Source organism: Leucobacter sp. NPDC058333 (assembly GCF_042726155.1).
Taxonomy (GTDB): domain Bacteria; phylum Actinomycetota; class Actinomycetes; order Actinomycetales; family Microbacteriaceae; genus Leucobacter.
Genome location: NZ_JBHXHV010000003.1, coordinates 387,066 through 402,269 on the forward strand (window position 1 = coordinate 387,066; position 15,204 = coordinate 402,269).

Annotated in this window: 14 protein-coding genes; 8 read left to right on the forward strand and 6 right to left on the reverse strand. The window is 60.9% G+C overall.

Annotated elements, in window-relative coordinates:
• The first annotated feature begins 866 nt into the window (after positions 1-866).
• Both ACFWHR_RS12310 and ACFWHR_RS12315 read left to right on the forward strand, forming a co-directional pair.
• Entirely contained in the window at positions 867-2,042 is a 1,176-nt protein-coding gene (locus ACFWHR_RS12310; protein ID WP_382448589.1) for a DUF1611 domain-containing protein, read from the forward strand.
• Positions 2,039-3,166 carry an alanine/ornithine racemase family PLP-dependent enzyme gene (locus ACFWHR_RS12315; protein ID WP_382448590.1) on the forward strand — a complete coding sequence of 376 codons (1,128 nt, stop codon included), beginning with the start codon at positions 2,039-2,041 and terminating at the stop codon, positions 3,164-3,166. The genes ACFWHR_RS12310 and ACFWHR_RS12315 overlap by 4 nt, the downstream gene beginning before the upstream one ends.
• Positions 3,167-3,259: 93 nt before the next feature.
• On the opposite strand, the gene ACFWHR_RS12320 is transcribed toward ACFWHR_RS12315, so the two are convergent.
• Positions 3,260-4,207, reverse strand: coding sequence for a tyrosine-type recombinase/integrase (locus ACFWHR_RS12320; protein ID WP_382448591.1), 948 nt, complete (start codon positions 4,205-4,207; stop codon positions 3,260-3,262).
• A 406-nt stretch (positions 4,208-4,613) separates the two neighbouring features.
• On the opposite strand from ACFWHR_RS12320, the gene ACFWHR_RS12325 reads away from it, so the two are divergent.
• Positions 4,614-5,096, forward strand: a complete 483-nt coding sequence (locus ACFWHR_RS12325; protein WP_382448592.1) for a hypothetical protein — start codon at positions 4,614-4,616, stop codon at positions 5,094-5,096.
• Positions 5,097-5,767: 671 nt separating this feature from the next.
• Here the strand turns inward: ACFWHR_RS12325 and ACFWHR_RS12330 are convergent.
• A complete protein-coding gene (locus ACFWHR_RS12330) occupies positions 5,768-5,947 on the reverse strand; it encodes a hypothetical protein (RefSeq protein WP_382448593.1) in 180 nt (59 codons plus the stop codon).
• Positions 5,948-6,279: 332 nt separating this feature from the next.
• Between ACFWHR_RS12330 and ACFWHR_RS12335 the strand changes: the two genes are divergently transcribed.
• Genes ACFWHR_RS12335 through ACFWHR_RS12345 form a run of 3 tightly spaced genes read left to right on the forward strand, consistent with a single transcriptional unit; the run spans position 6,280 to position 8,374 of the window.
• Positions 6,280-7,539 carry a benzoate/H(+) symporter BenE family transporter gene (locus ACFWHR_RS12335; RefSeq protein ID WP_382448594.1) on the forward strand — a complete coding sequence of 420 codons (1,260 nt, stop codon included), beginning with the start codon at positions 6,280-6,282 and terminating at the stop codon, positions 7,537-7,539.
• Positions 7,536-8,057 (forward strand): GNAT family N-acetyltransferase, encoded by a 522-nt coding sequence (locus tag ACFWHR_RS12340; protein ID WP_382448595.1) that lies wholly within the window; start codon positions 7,536-7,538, stop codon positions 8,055-8,057. The genes ACFWHR_RS12335 and ACFWHR_RS12340 overlap by 4 nt, the downstream gene beginning before the upstream one ends.
• Positions 8,054-8,374, forward strand: a complete 321-nt coding sequence (locus ACFWHR_RS12345; RefSeq protein WP_382448596.1) for a hypothetical protein — start codon at positions 8,054-8,056, stop codon at positions 8,372-8,374. The genes ACFWHR_RS12340 and ACFWHR_RS12345 overlap by 4 nt, the downstream gene beginning before the upstream one ends.
• Positions 8,375-8,561: 187 nt before the next feature.
• On the opposite strand, the gene ACFWHR_RS12350 is transcribed toward ACFWHR_RS12345, so the two are convergent.
• On the reverse strand, positions 8,562-9,857 hold the full coding sequence (locus ACFWHR_RS12350) for an acyltransferase family protein (RefSeq protein ID WP_382448597.1): 1,296 nt from the start codon (positions 9,855-9,857) through the stop codon (positions 8,562-8,564).
• 180 nt (positions 9,858-10,037) lie between these two features.
• Here ACFWHR_RS12350 and ACFWHR_RS12355 point away from each other — a divergent pair, with 180 nt between their 5' ends.
• Positions 10,038-10,490: a hypothetical protein gene (locus ACFWHR_RS12355; protein WP_382448598.1), complete on the forward strand. Its 453-nt coding sequence runs from the start codon at positions 10,038-10,040 to the stop codon at positions 10,488-10,490.
• A 21-nt stretch (positions 10,491-10,511) separates the two neighbouring features.
• Here ACFWHR_RS12355 and ACFWHR_RS12360 read toward each other — a convergent pair whose 3' ends face one another.
• A complete protein-coding gene (locus ACFWHR_RS12360) occupies positions 10,512-11,891 on the reverse strand; it encodes a PhzF family phenazine biosynthesis isomerase (protein WP_382448599.1) in 1,380 nt (459 codons plus the stop codon).
• Between the two features lie 154 nt (positions 11,892-12,045).
• The gene (gene hisD, locus ACFWHR_RS12365; protein WP_382448600.1) at positions 12,046-13,362 is read right to left on the reverse strand and encodes a histidinol dehydrogenase; all 1,317 of its coding nucleotides are present in this window, start codon (positions 13,360-13,362) and stop codon (positions 12,046-12,048) included.
• Positions 13,363-13,434: 72 nt separating this feature from the next.
• On the opposite strand from hisD, the gene ACFWHR_RS12370 reads away from it, so the two are divergent.
• Positions 13,435-14,382 carry a LysR family transcriptional regulator gene (locus ACFWHR_RS12370; RefSeq protein WP_382448601.1) on the forward strand — a complete coding sequence of 316 codons (948 nt, stop codon included), beginning with the start codon at positions 13,435-13,437 and terminating at the stop codon, positions 14,380-14,382.
• On the opposite strand, the gene ACFWHR_RS12375 is transcribed toward ACFWHR_RS12370, so the two are convergent.
• On the reverse strand, positions 14,379-15,182 hold the full coding sequence (locus tag ACFWHR_RS12375) for an amino acid ABC transporter ATP-binding protein (protein ID WP_382448714.1): 804 nt from the start codon (positions 15,180-15,182) through the stop codon (positions 14,379-14,381). The genes ACFWHR_RS12370 and ACFWHR_RS12375 overlap by 4 nt on opposite strands.
• Between the last annotated feature and the right edge of the window lie 22 nt (positions 15,183-15,204).

Below are 15,204 nucleotides of genomic sequence, written 5' to 3' on the forward strand. Positions count from 1 at the left end.
TAGCGCGGTTGAGCCTGGAAACGGAAGTACTCATGACACTTGAAACTCGGCGAGACTTTTCCACTTTTGACGATATGTTTCACGCCCATGATGTCTCTGTGGCAAACCGTATCTTTATTGCGCATGCGTTCGAACGAGTCGCGGTCGCTGCGATTGTAGAGACAAAGGCATACGTGAAAGTCGTCCGCAGAGCTGGTGTCGATATGAGAATTTATCGTGGAATCATTAGCGGATACTCGTCTGAGCGTGAAGCAACCACTACCACGGGAGCCACTCACGCCATGCCAAGCAAATCTCGACCTGGGTACTGGTGGGTAAGTCTCCCCGACCGCGCCGAATCAGACGCTCGTGAACGCAGAAGCTCAAAAGAGAGCCGACCAGCATGGATGCGGAGTCCGTGCCCGAAGTGCCGCTACCTAATGAACGAGGATCGAGTCTGCACCAACTGCGCGTAATTCAATGCCAATCGTATCCAGCGTCTGATTCGCCCAATTCGATCAGGTCCGGCGCACGAGTATCTGCGACGCATTGTGGCTCGATTGCGTTGGTAGCAGGCATCGGGTGACATCGCGCACTTTGCTCTTCGTGTGGTTTCGAACTAGATCGGGGGGGGGGCATTAGTCGGGTCCCACTCGCGGATGCCTAAAATGAGTCCGGCCGCGTCACGTCCTACTTCGCAATCGTGTCGGCATATGCACTTACGGATGCAGTGCGGTTCGGAATCTCATTCCTGAGTGGCAACCCACCCCAGCGCGGTATGGTCAACTCGCTGGCACTTGTCAGCTTCAGGGAAGACTTCTCGTGGACTGCCTGGCCCTTCGTGGCCGCGTCGTGATGCTGTCGTTTCCTCTGAGCTACTCGGAGGAATGAACATGCACCCCGCTCCAAATACTTCCAACTTTGCTCACCTATCAGAGTTCGCGATCACTTCGCCCCAACTCCCCGGCGTTCGGCTTCCAGTTGGGAACACGGCGCTGATCTACTGTGAAGGGTTGTTTGGTGAGCAGGACGGCAAGACCGCGAACGGATTGGTGCGTTCTTCCGAACGATATCAAATCATAGGTGTTATCGACAGCACGTGCGCCGGCCAGGATGCAGGGACTCTCCTCGATGGCGAACCCAACGGGATTCCGATTTATGCGACGTTGGCTGACGCAATCTCACACTCGGCTGTGACCCCCGACTACGTAATCTGCGGACTTGCACCCGCATCTGGTTCGTTGGCGGCCGACCAGAGGGGGGCACTACTTGAAGGCCTCTCGCTTGGGATGCACCTCGTTAATGGACTTCACGAGTTCTTGAATGATGACGCTGAGTTCCTCGCGGCGAGTCGTTTGGCGAATGTCACGATCACGGACGTACGTCGCCCAAAGCCTAAGAAGGACCTGAAGATGTTCACGGGTCAGATCTTCGACGTGAGTTGCCCTCGTATCGCCATTCTCGGAACCGATGGCGCGGTAGGAAAGCGCACCACAGCTACGTTGCTCGTGCGGGCACTCAACCAGCGAGGCATTCGAGCGGTGCTTGTAGGCACCGGCCAGACAACCCTCATTCAGGGAACAAAGTACGGTGTCGCCCTCGACGCGATCACTCCGCAGTTCTGCTCCGGGGAAGTGGAAGCGCAAGTCGTTGCAGCGTTCAACGGGGAACAGCCCGATGTTATAGTCGTGGAAGGTCAGGGCGCCCTCAGCCATCCGGCGTACTTGAGTTCGACAGCGATTCTCAGAGGTAGTCGACCACAAGCGGTGATCGTGCAGCACGCGCCGAAACGAGTCATGCTTGGCGATTACCCGAGGTTGAAAACTCCGACCGTTCGCAGCGAAATCGCTCTCATTGAAGCCTTTGCAGACACACAAGTGATTGGCGTCGCAATAAATCATGAGGGCATGGCTCAGGGCGAACTCGACGCCGTGATTGATGCCTATACGCGCGACCTCGGTCTGCCTGCGACAGACCCATTGACTCGCCCAATTGACGAACTGGCGCAGATTGTGGTGCGAGCTTTCCCAGCCCTAGTGACTTCGACCGCGCCTGCATTGTGAGCGCGCCTCGCCTGGAAATTGATCTTGACGCTATCGAGTGGAACACTCGTACCCTAGTCGAACGCCTGTCTGGGCTCGGAGTCCGCGTCCTCGGGGTGGCGAAGGGGGCCTGCGGGCTTCCCGAAGTTGCCCAGGCGATAGTTCGAGGCGGTGCCACCGGAATCGGAGATTCACGCGTCGACAATCTCGCGCGCCTGCGAGAGTCCGGCGTGATGGCCACCTGCACTCTCATCCGATCGCCAATGCTGAGCCAGGTGAAACGCGCGATACAGATTGCCGAGTTTAGCGTCAATACAGAGCCGAGCATTCTCAGGGCGCTCGCGCGTGAAGCTGAACACGCGGGGCAGGTACACGGGGTCATTCTGATGGTCGAGATGGGAGATCTCCGCGAAGGAATCGCCGCCGGTGAGCTTATCGACGCTGCGCAATCGGTCACAGCACTTCGGGGACTCAAACTCGACGGGATCGGCACCAACCTGGCGTGCCATAGCGGCATTGTCCCGGACGAACAGAAAATGTCGGAGCTCTCCGATCTCGCAGTGCGGGTCGAACGTCAAATCGGACACCCGCTTGCAACTGTGTCGGGTGGGAACTCTGCAAATCTTAACTGGGCGTTCCGCGGTGGGGACGTCGGCCGCGTGAATGAATTACGGCTGGGCGAAGCGATCTTGTTGGGGACAGAACCACTCACGGGCGGGCCTGTCTCAGGGCTGCGAACCGATGCGTTCAAGCTCGTTGGTGAGGTCATTGAAGTTCGTGACAAGCCGGTGCGACCTTGGGGCACTTACGTTGCCATGAAGTTTGGGGATCGCACCCCACCTATCGGTACTGGGACGATTCGCCAAGCCATCGTCGCGCTCGGCCGGCTCGACACGGTCACTGACGGTCTCACTCCCCCACAGGGAATGACAATCCTCGGGATGAGCAGCGACCATCTCATCCTCAACATCGGCCACCACACCACGGCCGTGGGCGACGAGATATTCTTCGACTTGGGGTACAGCGCGCTGATGCGTGCCACGAGCTCGCCCTATGTCGAAGCGGCAATTCGAGGCGGAAGCTCGCACCCAGCAAACCATCCTGGCTCGAATTCCGGACCGCAAACCCTGAAAAGCGTAGCCTAAAATCCCCTCCGCACCTTTTGCGCTGAGGGCCTGAGTCCGTCCGAATACGATTGCACGGATACCCCACTGCTCAGCGCACGACCTCGTTCATATTCATGCGACCAGCGGCTGAGTAGTTGGTGCTCGAAGATGCGCGGCTAAAGTTTGTAACGCTTGAACTACATCCCCATCCTGCCTATCGGGTGAGTTGCCTCGCAAGAAAACCTGACTCATCCGTCGCTCGATAACCATGCGCTGGAGCGAAGTGGCATTCACTATTGCGATGAGCTGATCAACGTCCACAAGCGTGTACACCTGCGTTGTTGCTAGGGATGAATGTCCAAGCAACTCTTGGATCCCTCTCAAATCCCCTGTTTCTCTCAGCCCGAGGCTTGCAGCGCGATGGCGTAGGTTGTGTGTGCTCCAGGCAGAACCAAGATGGCGCTTGAGCCACTTGTAGACGGTCGCAGGATGAACGTGACCGCTAAATCTCCCAGGGAAATAGAAGTCCGTGGTTCCATGATCCGCTTCGAGTTGTTCGAGTAGCCCTCGAGTTAGCGGATCGAGAGGCACCATCCGCGCCTTGGTGCCTTTTCCGACCACGCGAAGCACCCCGCCGTCGCGGTTCATCGGGTGCGCAGAAGCGATCTCAGTTCGCCGAAGCCCTTGTGTTGCGCCAAGGCAAAGCATTGCAGACTCTGCCAACGACGCGTTGTCAAATGCTTTGAGAACGACCTCTTCGGGTGCCGGTCTCGGTAGATATCTAGGAACTCGGACAGTATCGAGATGTCGAGATGGGTTCACATCGATAAATTGACGCTTCCTCGCCCAATAGAAGAAGATTCTGTATGACGCGTAAACCTTCTTTCGATAGGCGGCAGACCAATGGCTCGTATGGTCATCAATGAACCTCTCTAGCTGAATTTGAGTGACGGACGCGGCTGGACCAATCTTTATGAGCAGCCTTCGCACGTCGCCTATTCTCTGCTCGAGTGTCCCGGGTGAACGACCCTGCCTAAGTAGATATAGGCGATATTCATCAATTAGTTGAGCGTCTAACACATTATTTATACTGCAATAGATCGCTTGTCCTGTCCGTAACGAACCCAGCTTTCAAGGCTAGTAATATGCGCGCTGACACGTAATCCATCGGTCGCGGGTTCAAGTCCCGCACGCCCTACTCCTTCGGCTCCCACTGCTGCCGTAGTGGGAGCCTTTTAATGCAGTCGTTCTGCTCCACAAGTCGCCGACGTTCGGTATTGCAGCACCTCCGCTGCTTCGTCGGCGTGATGGGCACCTGCTCGCAGCCTGGTAGTGCACACTCGGTGTGCCACCTGCCTCCCTTATGATTCCGTCGAACTACGTGCAGTGCATGAGTTGTACGGCTACAAAGTTCAAAACGAAGAGCGTTCATGACTACTGCACTTCGCCTCCTGATAGCTTCAAGTACAAGACAAGACTCGCTTTGGTGGTCGTGCAAATCACAGCTGCTCCAGAACTGCAGTTACAAGCTCTACACATCGACTCTCGTCCGCACAGCTTGCTTCGGTCAGGCATCGATCTACTGGACCTTCGTGAACTCCGCGACGAACAACTGGGATGGAAAATGATAGCCCTGCGGAATCGAAACCTTGGCCGGATGCTTCTTGGCATCGCGTTCGCCGCATGGACCTTGACCTCTGTGATCATCTTTACTGAATACGAGAACGGCGCACCCATCTGGGTGCTGCTCCTCTCAGCCACTGGCTTCGCGTCCGGCGTTCTTGGTGCTTACTCTGTCGCACGTTCGAAAGGTACGTTCCTCGGCCTACTGATCACCTTTCTCGTCACCGGATTGCCCTTCATCGTGGGCCTATCGCTCATTAAGTCGGGTTGGGCAGGAGATCCGAATATCGGCGTCGGAGGGATCCTCTTCTTGGGTTTTGCCTACAACCTGTATCTGCAGCGATAGCGGTGATCGCGCTCATCGTTGATGTAGTGAAGTCGCCGAAATAGCCCATTCGGCGCCGGACACGTTCGCCCTCGAGTGCGCACAGAGGGGCAACGTCGTCATCTGAATCTCCTCGACTTGGGGCGACTGCTGGAGGAGTCACAGACCGCTTTGGTACCCGAAATGACCCCGTTTAAGCGTGGTGACGGCCCAGAGCCTTATCGCACAGATGCGCAGGAATCCGAATGACATCCGCTTCTCTGATGTTGCGAAAGCGTGCGACGAACTCCTCGGCTTTCCACTGCAACGCCGCCGCAGTCTTGCGGCGCTCTACGCTTCCAGTTACCGGGCACGACCCTATTTCTGACCGGGTGACGCTTGCGCTTTGAGCAGTACCCTCCGCATATCGATTACGCCACACACAACGGCCACGAGCCCCAGGGATCCGAGGAGCGCAAATGCACTCCATGCCGGAATCGCAGGCCCGCTTGTTCGCAGCGCACCACCGCCGACCATCGTCGTAAAATTCCAGTTCAGGCGGGTCATCATGTATACGCATCCAGCCCAGAGGAACAACCCGATGCCCACCTCGATTGCTACGCCTCTCCAAGCTCGCCGCTGATACCCGTGAATTCTGGAGGTATCCCGGCGTTTGATGACCTCCTTTCGTTGAGGAGGGTCGCGGCGTGAGCTCATGCGCCCATTTTAAGCGCGCGTAGAGACCACGCCTCAGGTCGCTGCGGTTTCACCGATCCGAGACCAAACACCGCGAGCATCTGCTGCACTGGGAAGGCATAAATGTAGACCCCATATGAGATGTCGTTACGCGCGATCCACTTCGGTTGCGGAACCACGGTCGAGATCCACAACATTCCATATGCGTAAAGCGGCGCGAGCGCCTGTGAGATCCAGATCGGCCCCAGAAGTACCGCCACGATATCGCCGCCGAAAAATTCGCAATCTGACGTTCAACTAAGCTGCACATAAAGTAATTAAGTGCCACAAAATTCTAAGCACTGCGGCTCGTTCCTCGCATAGGCACCGCGCGCCAGACACGGAGTACGACGTTCACCCTGTCGGAGACGAGCCGCGACGAGCCGCCAGCTAAGCTAAACCACATGGGAGAGGTGGAGCGTGTCGAGTTCTCGACCATAGCTTCTCGCATCCTCGCCTCGTTACGGAGTCGCGACTTAGGTCGCGCGCAGTGACGCGTGCCCATTCGGCGAACACGCGCGAGGTCACTACCGGCGCCGTAACCGCGCTCGTGGGGTTTACGTCATCGTTCGCGGTCGTGATCACCGGTCTGACCGCCGTGCACGCCACCGACGCGCAGGCGGCGTCGGGGCTTATGGCGCTTTCACTTCTCATGGGGCTGGCGACCCTGATCCTCGCCCTGGTCCACCGCTTGCCCATCACCGCAGCCTGGTCGACACCTGGAGCTGCGGTTCTCGGCGGAGCCGGTGCTGCCGTCGGGCAGTTTTCTGACGCCGTCGGCGCGTTCCTGGTTTGCGCGCTGTGTCTGGTCGCAACCGGGTTATGGCCCTGGCTTGGCCGTCATGCTCGACGCATTCCTGGCGGAATCGCGCAGGCGATGCTCGCCGGGGTGCTGTTCCCCATTTGTCTGCAGCCCGTGCTCGGGGCAGCCACCGCTCCGTTCGCGGTGCTCCCCGTCGTACTTATCTGGTTGGTGGGTCTGCGGTTCTTCCCGCGCTGGGCGGTGCCGCTTGCGATGCTCGTCGCTGCCGTCGTCATCGCGGTGCATCTCAATATTGCCGGGCTCGGCGTTGATGCGAGTGCGCTGGTGCCTACACTCAGTTGGACGTCACCCACGTTCACGATCACGTCGCTCATCGGCGTCGCACTGCCGCTCTACGTGGTCACGATGGCCTCCCAAAACATACCCGGTGTCGCGGTACTGCGCAGCTTCGGGTACGACACGCCTTGGCGATCATCGCTGATGGTTACTGGCCTCAGTTCGGCGATCGGTGCACCGTTCGGCGGTCACGCGGTCAATCTCGCTGCGATTTCCGCAGCATTGGCCGCTGGCCCCGAAAGCGGTGTGCCCAAGGACCGTCGTTGGCGGTCCGCCGTGTGGACGGGCACGTTCTACGTCATACTCGGCCTGCTCTCTTCCGCGGTCGTCGCGGTCGCCGTGCTCGCACCGCAGGGCGTTCTCGCGACGGTCGCTGGTGTCGCACTTGTATCCACGCTCGGATCAGCGGTGCAAGGGGCCTGGGAGCGCGCGGACGAACGCATTGCGGTAGTCGCCACGTTCTTGGTGGCTGCCTCGGGCGTCGCGTTCGCCGGAATCAGCGCAGCCTTCTGGTCACTGGTCGTCGGACTCATTCTGCGCTGGGCACTCGCGCCGCGCACGCCCCGTGCACCCGGCGGCGACGGCGACAGCACCGGCGACCCCACGAACCCCACGAACCCCACGAACCCCACGAACCCCACGAAATCATGATCCCCAACGAGCGCACACCATCAATCACTTTCGGCGTTACTGATCCTCGATCGCCGATCGGGCGGGAAGTCATCAGACGGTTCTACTTCGATACGGTCACGCGGTATTGGGATCGACCTGCGACCCAGCGCGAGGTCACGCAGGCGATGAGCGATGAACCCAGCGACGATATCTGCGATGGCGGCGGATTTTTCGTCGTCGTTTACGACGGCACGCGGGTGGTTGGGTGCGGTGGGGTGAGAGCCGTCGAGCAGGGGCTCGGTGAACTCACGCGAGTGTTCATTGATGCTGAAGCTCGTGGCGCGGGCCTCGGGCGGAAGCTCATCACTGAATTAGAGTCCATCAGCGCGCGCCGGGGCATTCGGACCCTGAGACTCACTGTACGCAAGGATTTGGCTGAAGCCCACCATCTCTACCAGCGGCTGAGCTACGAGCCCGTCGAGCCATTTTCGAATTCACCCTATGCAGATCATCAGCTCGCAAAAATCCTGCCTCCCGCCGGTATTGTGGCGGAATGACCCTCCGACTGTGTGTGCTGCTCTGGGCGGTATCTGGGCAGGAGGACGCACTCACCGAGTATGAGGATCGAGTGCTCAGACTGGTACCGCGACACGGCGGCGAAGTGGTGAGCCGGGTTCGCCGAGCCACAGCCGGCGCCTCAGACGCCGCCCCGAGTGCGGCCACCGATGCGCCGCTCGAGGTCCAGGTCATTCATCTACCGGACACTGCGGCACTGGCGGCTTACATGTCAGACCCCGAACGTCTCGCGCTGGCTGGAATGCATGAGCAGGCAGTCGCGCGCACCGAAGTGTTCGAGGTTGACACCCTCATTTGATCCTCGTACCGCGAGCGATGCCTACCGCAACGAGCACCACGGCGATGACCGTGAGCGACTCACCAGTAGCTCGTCGAAGCACACGAAATTGGTTCTCGTCACCCACCGTAGAACGAAGGTCGACACCCGCAATTCGCGACCGATCGTCGGGAGAGCGACCTTCCTGCCGGGAGTTTAAACGGGTCGACTAACCGAGTCGACGCGGCACGAACTTCGCGATGCCAGATGTCAGCGCTTCCAGCGGGCCGCGGCGGTGCAGGAGCATCAGAATGAGCCCAATCAGCAGCGCGAGCGTGACATGCAGCGCGAGGGCGGGCAGTCCGATCGCCCACCACGGCAGAGCGGCGACGTTCGATCCTGATCCCGAAGTTTCCGCGAGGCGCAGGACCGCTGTCTGAGTGAGCAGCCCCAGCATGAGCACGTGCATCACGTAGATCGTGAGCGAGGCGGCGCCGGCGCTTCTGAACATCTCGAAGACCCTTCCGGAAACTGGGCGCGACCGCGCATCGCACAGCCAGATGCAGACGCAGATGACGGCGACTGCAATAGCCGAGGTGCGCAGAATATCCATTGGCGATCCTGAGTGCGGTCCCGCAACGAGTTGAGACCACAGCGCCGGTGAAAACGGCGCACCGAACGTCGGAGTCATCACCGTTGTTTCAATGAGCTCGCGTTCACTGCCGGAAGCAAACGACATACCGAAAAGTTCGAGATGCGCCACCACCCAGGCGGAAGCAAGCTGAGCGAGGGCGGCGATTGCCACCGCTGCGGCGGCGACTCGCGTGACGACCGTGCGGAGCTGCCGACGCGTCCGAAGTGACACAAGTAGACGGGCGAGCACCATGCCGATAAGCAAATACACAACCCAGGTAATAGCTGGATACACGCCCGTCAGCACGAGCGCGCGAAGCGAGCCCGGAACATCTGTCACGAACGACTCGAACGAGAGCGAACCACCCTCTGTCACGACCCCCAGATTCGTACGAACGGCAGCATTCAGTGTGCCCCCGAACGCCCCGATAATCACAGCAATGCCTGTGAGCACCCATGTCGGTACATTCACAAGTGGCGCGACGAGGATCGTGGCCACGCCGTAGTATGCGAGCACAACGATCGCGGGTGCGTCAACGAGACCGAGCGCGAAACCCAGCAGCACAAGCACGAGCCCACGCGTCGCCAGCGAGACGCACGCCGCGAGGGTACGGTTTTCTCGCAAATACCGGCGCGAAGCAAACACGATGCTCACACCACCCAGTACCGCGAAGAGCGGTGCCGAGATGCCGGCCGCAATTGCAGTCACGACGGCGATTGCGCCGAGGTCAAACGCAGAGGGTTCGGCAGAGGCCTGTTGCACCAGGTGGGTCGCCATCATTCCGATGATCGCAAGGAGTCTTGCGATATCGGCGCCAGCGTATCGACCGCGGATCGGCGACGGTTCGGTGGCATCAGGAATCATGTGCTGAGACGAGGATTGATGTGTCATGTAATTCATGGTTCCGGTCGAAGATTACCCCTCGCATCCACCCGCGGTGTGGCGACCTGGCACCGGAGTGCCATTCATGAGTTTTGTGGCCCAACCTCAATTACGGGTCGTACTGGGGTCTGAGTCAGTCGGTACCGCAGAGCGATCCCCAAGTTCCGCCCGGTCACCAAACTGGTCTGTATGCACGAAACACAACGCACACGCATGCTCGCACTCGTTCCCTTCTGCGCCGTACTCGGGCTCTCCCTCACCGGGTGCGGCTTCATCCAAGACGTGAGAAAAAGTAGCGAAGACGCCTGGGCCGTAACCTACGAAATCAGCACCGACTCAGCCACAGAAACGCCACTCTCCGCGGTCGAGTACGTCGATCGTGATGGACGCTTGGAAGAGCCAAAGACGATCACTATCGACGATGTCGCGGCCTTGCCAGGAACCGTGGGTAACTCCGCCGGGTGGGCGGTCGACACGATCGCCGTCGCCGGCGACGACGTTTCGTTCAGCGCCACACCCGCGGCCGACGTCTCGGCGAGCTGTCGAATATTGCTCGATGGCGAACGCGAGATCGCATCATTCCAAGGCGAGCCTGGAGAAGCAGTGAATTGCGTTGCCACTACCCCGCAGTTCGAGCAGTAAACCGAACGTCCTGCGAGCGGCTCAGTTGTCCGCGTTCGACTGCGCGTTGCGCGGCAGTAACGCCGTGCCGTCCATAAATCTCACGCACCCGCCGGTCAGTAGCGTGCGTTCCCCTCGATAGGTCACTCTGACGGTGCCACCTCTCGCTGATACCTGCCGGGCGAGCAGGTCGCGCTTGTCGAGCCGTTCTGACCAGAAAGGCGCGAGTTGACAGTGCGCGGATCCGGTAACAGGATCTTCGGAAACGCCGGCCTCTGCACCGAACCAGCGCGACACGAAGTCGTATTCGGTGTCATCGCCGCGCGCCGTTACGATGGTGCCTCGAACGGGGAGCGATGCCAGAACGGCGAGCTCTGGATCAAGACCAATGACCGTCTGCGCGTTTTCGACCACGTAAATCAGATCGGTCGCTCGGAGTGCTTCTACTACGCGCACACCCAGCGCTTCAGCAATGACGGGATCGATAGCGACTGGCGCGGGCGTCTCGGATGGAAAGTCCATCGCATACTGGCCCGTCTCCGTGCGCGTCACCGAGAGCCACCCGCTCAGCGTGATGAACTGTAGCTCAGTCGCATCGGGATGCACGTCTTCGAATAGGTACGAGGCAGCCGCCAGCGTCGCATGGCCGCACAGCGCGACCTCGACCACTGGCGTAAACCAGCGCAGATGATAGGCGGGATGATCGGGGTTGGGGGCAAGCGCGCCGTCCGGAAGCCCTTGCACCAGAAACGCTGTCTCCGAGAGGTTGTTCTCTTCAGCGATCCGCTGGAGCACATCGCTCGGGTACCACTCCGAGAGCAGCATCACCGCTGCCGGATTCCCCTCAAACGGTGCATCGGCAAAGGCGTCGATCTGCACAATCGGCACTCGCGACTGTGCTGGCTGCGCAGTCTTTGAGCAAGCGATAGCTTCAGCCATCGCTTGCTCCTCCAGCCCGAAATAGTCGCACCCGGGTTCGCTCCGGATCAGCCGGAACCCACGCCGAGTCAACAACTTGGCGGAGACGACATTTTCGGGGTCGACGCGCGCGAGGAGTCGGCCTGTGCCGAACACCCTGGGAACTTTCGTGAGTGCCTCGTCGACCATCGCGCTCGCGATGCCCCGACCCCAGTGCTCCGGCGATACCCAGTATCCGATCTCGATGCCGTCGGCTTCCCGCCACGAAACCACAACCCCGACCGACTCGTCCCCGTCGGTCGCTACGAACCAACGCGCGGCACCCAGCGCTTCGACTGGAATGCCGCTGAGTGCGGTGCTGACGCGATCCCGAATCCGCTCCTCGGCCCAGATCGCGCCGTCGCCCACATAGCGCGTCACTCGCGGATCGGCGGCGAGTGACGCGAAGAACGCCGCGTCGGCTTCAACAAACGGGCGTAGGGCGCAAGCGGGCGGGTGCGACATGGGAACCTTCCGATGGGATGACTCCAAGCTACCAACCCCACTCCCCCGTTCTGTCGTCGCAAATGATCGCATCAGCTGAGTGAACGGATCATTTGCGCCGACAGAAGAACGGCGTTGGGGTGGGCAGGAGCAGGGGCAGGGCACGCCCCTTGGGCTAGCTCTCGTAGCGGTCTAGGCGCATTTGGGCAGTCGCCTCGTGCGCAGACATGCCCTCGGACGCCGAAATCGTGATGGTGGCGGGGGCTAGCAGAGGGGTCGCCTCCTTCGAGATGCGCTGGTAGGTGAGGGGCTTCAGATAGCGCGAGACCGAGAGTCCGGCGCTGTGCTTGGCGCCGCCCGCCGTCGGCAGCGTGTGGTTCGTGCCCGCCATGCCCTTGTCGGAGTACGCGACCGTGCTCCAGGGGCCCAAGAACACCGAGCCGTAATTACTGAGGTTGTCGTGATACCACGCGTCGTCGGAGGTGATGACCTCGAGGTGCTCGGGGGCGAGGTCGTCCATGAGCGCGACAGCAACTTCGCGGCTGTCGGCCACGGTGACCGAGCCGTAGTCGCGCCACGCTGGGCCGCAGATCTCGACCGTCGACAGCGTCGGCAACTGCCGTTCGATCGCTGCCATGACCGCGCGCCCGTGCGACTCGCTCGTCGTCACGAGAGCTGCGGGCGAGTTCGGCCCGTGCTCGGCCTGGCCGAGCAGGTCTGCGGCGACCAGCTCGGGGTCTACTGACTCGTCGGAGAGTACCGCGACCTCTGACGGACCCGCGAGTAGGTCAATTGCCACGCGTCCGAACAACTGGCGCTTCGCCTCAGCCACGAACGCGTTGCCCGCACCAACGAGCATGTCGGCCGGAAGGTCATCGATGAGCCCAAAGGCCATCGCCGCGAGCGCCTGCACGCCGCCGAGCAAGAACACGCGGTCGACGTGTGAGACGTGTGCCGTGTACAACACGGCGTCATTCGCCTTGCCGTTCGGCTGGGGCGGCGTGCACGCGACCACGTGCGGCACACCAGCTGCTTTCGCAACGCCCACGGTCATGAAGGCGCTCGCGGTGAGCGGGAACCGTCCGGCTGGCATGTAGGCGCCAACCCGTCCGACGGGAATGTAGCGCACTCCAGTGACGAGCCCCGGGGCGAGTTCCGCTTCGAAGTTCACGTGGCCGGCGCGCTGGCGCTGGGCGAAGGCTTGCGTCCGCTCTGCGCCGAGTTCGATCGCCTCGCGCAGCGACGCGTCGATGCGCTGACCGCTCGACGCAATATCCGCGGCCGAGATCTCGAAGTCGTCGCCCTCCCAGTTGTCGAGCTTGCGCGCGTAGTCACGCAGCGCGTAGGTGCCGCGACGCTCAATGTCGAGCAGCATCGCCGAAACGGTTTCAACGACCTTCGGGTCGCGCTGCGCGGCGGGTACGTCGAGCGGCGACTTCAGCACTGAAAATCGGCCGGCGTATTGATCAAGAATGGGCTGTGTGAACTTCATGGCTTGATCGTATTGAGCACCAGCTGCCCCTCACAACGAGGCAACCGGCTCTACTATGCATAGGATGAGCCTATGACACTCACCCAGCTTCGCGCCTTTGTATGTTCGGTCGACGGCGGATCCTTCACCGCAGCCGCCGAAGCACTGGGTGTGTCGCAGCCCACGGTGTCCGCGCTTATTCGCAAGCTCGAAGAACACCACCAGCTCCCCCTGTTCATTCGTGCGGGGCGGTCGCTCACACTCACCGCGGCTGGCACTGAGCTGCTCAGCTGGGCTCGTCAGATCGTCGACACCGCCGATCGCGCAGACGAGGCCCTCGTCGAACTGCGTGGACTGCAGCGGGGGTCGATCTCGCTGGGTGTGCTGCGCAACGCAAACTTCTATTTTCTCCCCGACCTCGTCGAGCAGTTCCACCGCGATCGCCCGAATGTGCAGCTGCGATTGTTCGGCCAGAACTCCTTCGAGGTCGTCTCTGGGGTTCGCGAGGGCCGGCTCGAAGCAGGCATCGTGGTGCTTCCTGTACCCGACGACGAGTTGGAGGTGTTCCCGCTGATTCGCGATGAGGTGCTGTGGGCTAGCGCCGATCCCGCTCACGTTGACGCGCCCATGACGATTGAGCGCATCGCTGAACACCCAGTCGTGCTGTACGACGCCAGCTACAGCTGGAATGATCCGACGCGACGCCAGCTCAGCGAGCGCGCGCAGGAGCGCGGGCGGCGCATCGAAACCCTCGTCGAGGTCGAATACCTTGAGGGGGCGCTCGAACTGGTGTCGCGCGGGATCGGCGACACGATGGTGTCGCGCGCCGTGACCCGCGGCGATAACTTTCCCCCGGGCATCTTTGTCACGCCGTTCGAAACGCCCCTCTACGACACCATTGCGTTCATTCGCCGGCGCAACAGCGTGCTCTCCCCCGCGCTCATCGAGCTCATCGATCTGATCAGCAGGCTACTTCGCAGCCGCGCGCCCGTCGAAGACCACATTCTGTCGACGCTGCCGCACACGCCACAACGACGCTAGAACCGCTGATCCTCGTCGATCGGCAGGTCGACCACCTCGGTCTCTGGCGTATTGAGAATTCCGGATCGGCGCAGCAGCGCGCGCGTCTTGCTGTGCTGAGGCGCGCCGAACACCTCTGACGGGGGTCCCTGTTCGACAATGTTGCCGCCGTCCATCACGACAATGCGATCGGCGATCTCCTGCGCGAATTGCATCTCGTGCGTGACGATGACCATCGTGGTGCCGCCCGAGGCAATGCGCTTGATGACCGCGAGCACCTCGCCCACGAGTTCGGGATCAAGTGCCGACGTCGGCTCGTCGAACAGCATCACGCTCGGTTCCATCGCCATCGCGCGTGCGATCGCGACGCGCTGCTTTTGGCCGCCAGAGAGCCGAGACGGATAGTTCTCCATGCGATCCTGCAGGCCGACCGACTCCAGCGCCGGAAGCGCCCGCTCACGCGCGGCGGACTTTGACATCTTCTTCACGTCAATGAGCGGCGCCATCACATTTTCCAGCGCCGTCTTATTCAGAAACAGGTTGAAGTGCTGAAATACCATGCCGATATCCGTACGTTTGCGCGCAGTCTCACGGGCCGACTCGGGCGCGAGTTCGCCCTGATGCTCACGGTAGCCAACGAGGTGACCGTTCACGAAGATGCGACCAGAGTTGATCACCTCGAGCTTGTTGATGCACCGCAGCAGAGTCGACTTGCCGGATCCGCTTGAGCCGATGACAACGACCACTTCACCTGGCGCGACGTCGAGGTTGACGCCCTTCAGTACCTCGAGTTCGCGACGTGCGTCGGGCCGACCGCGCATCCGCTGCCAGAGCGTTGGCTTC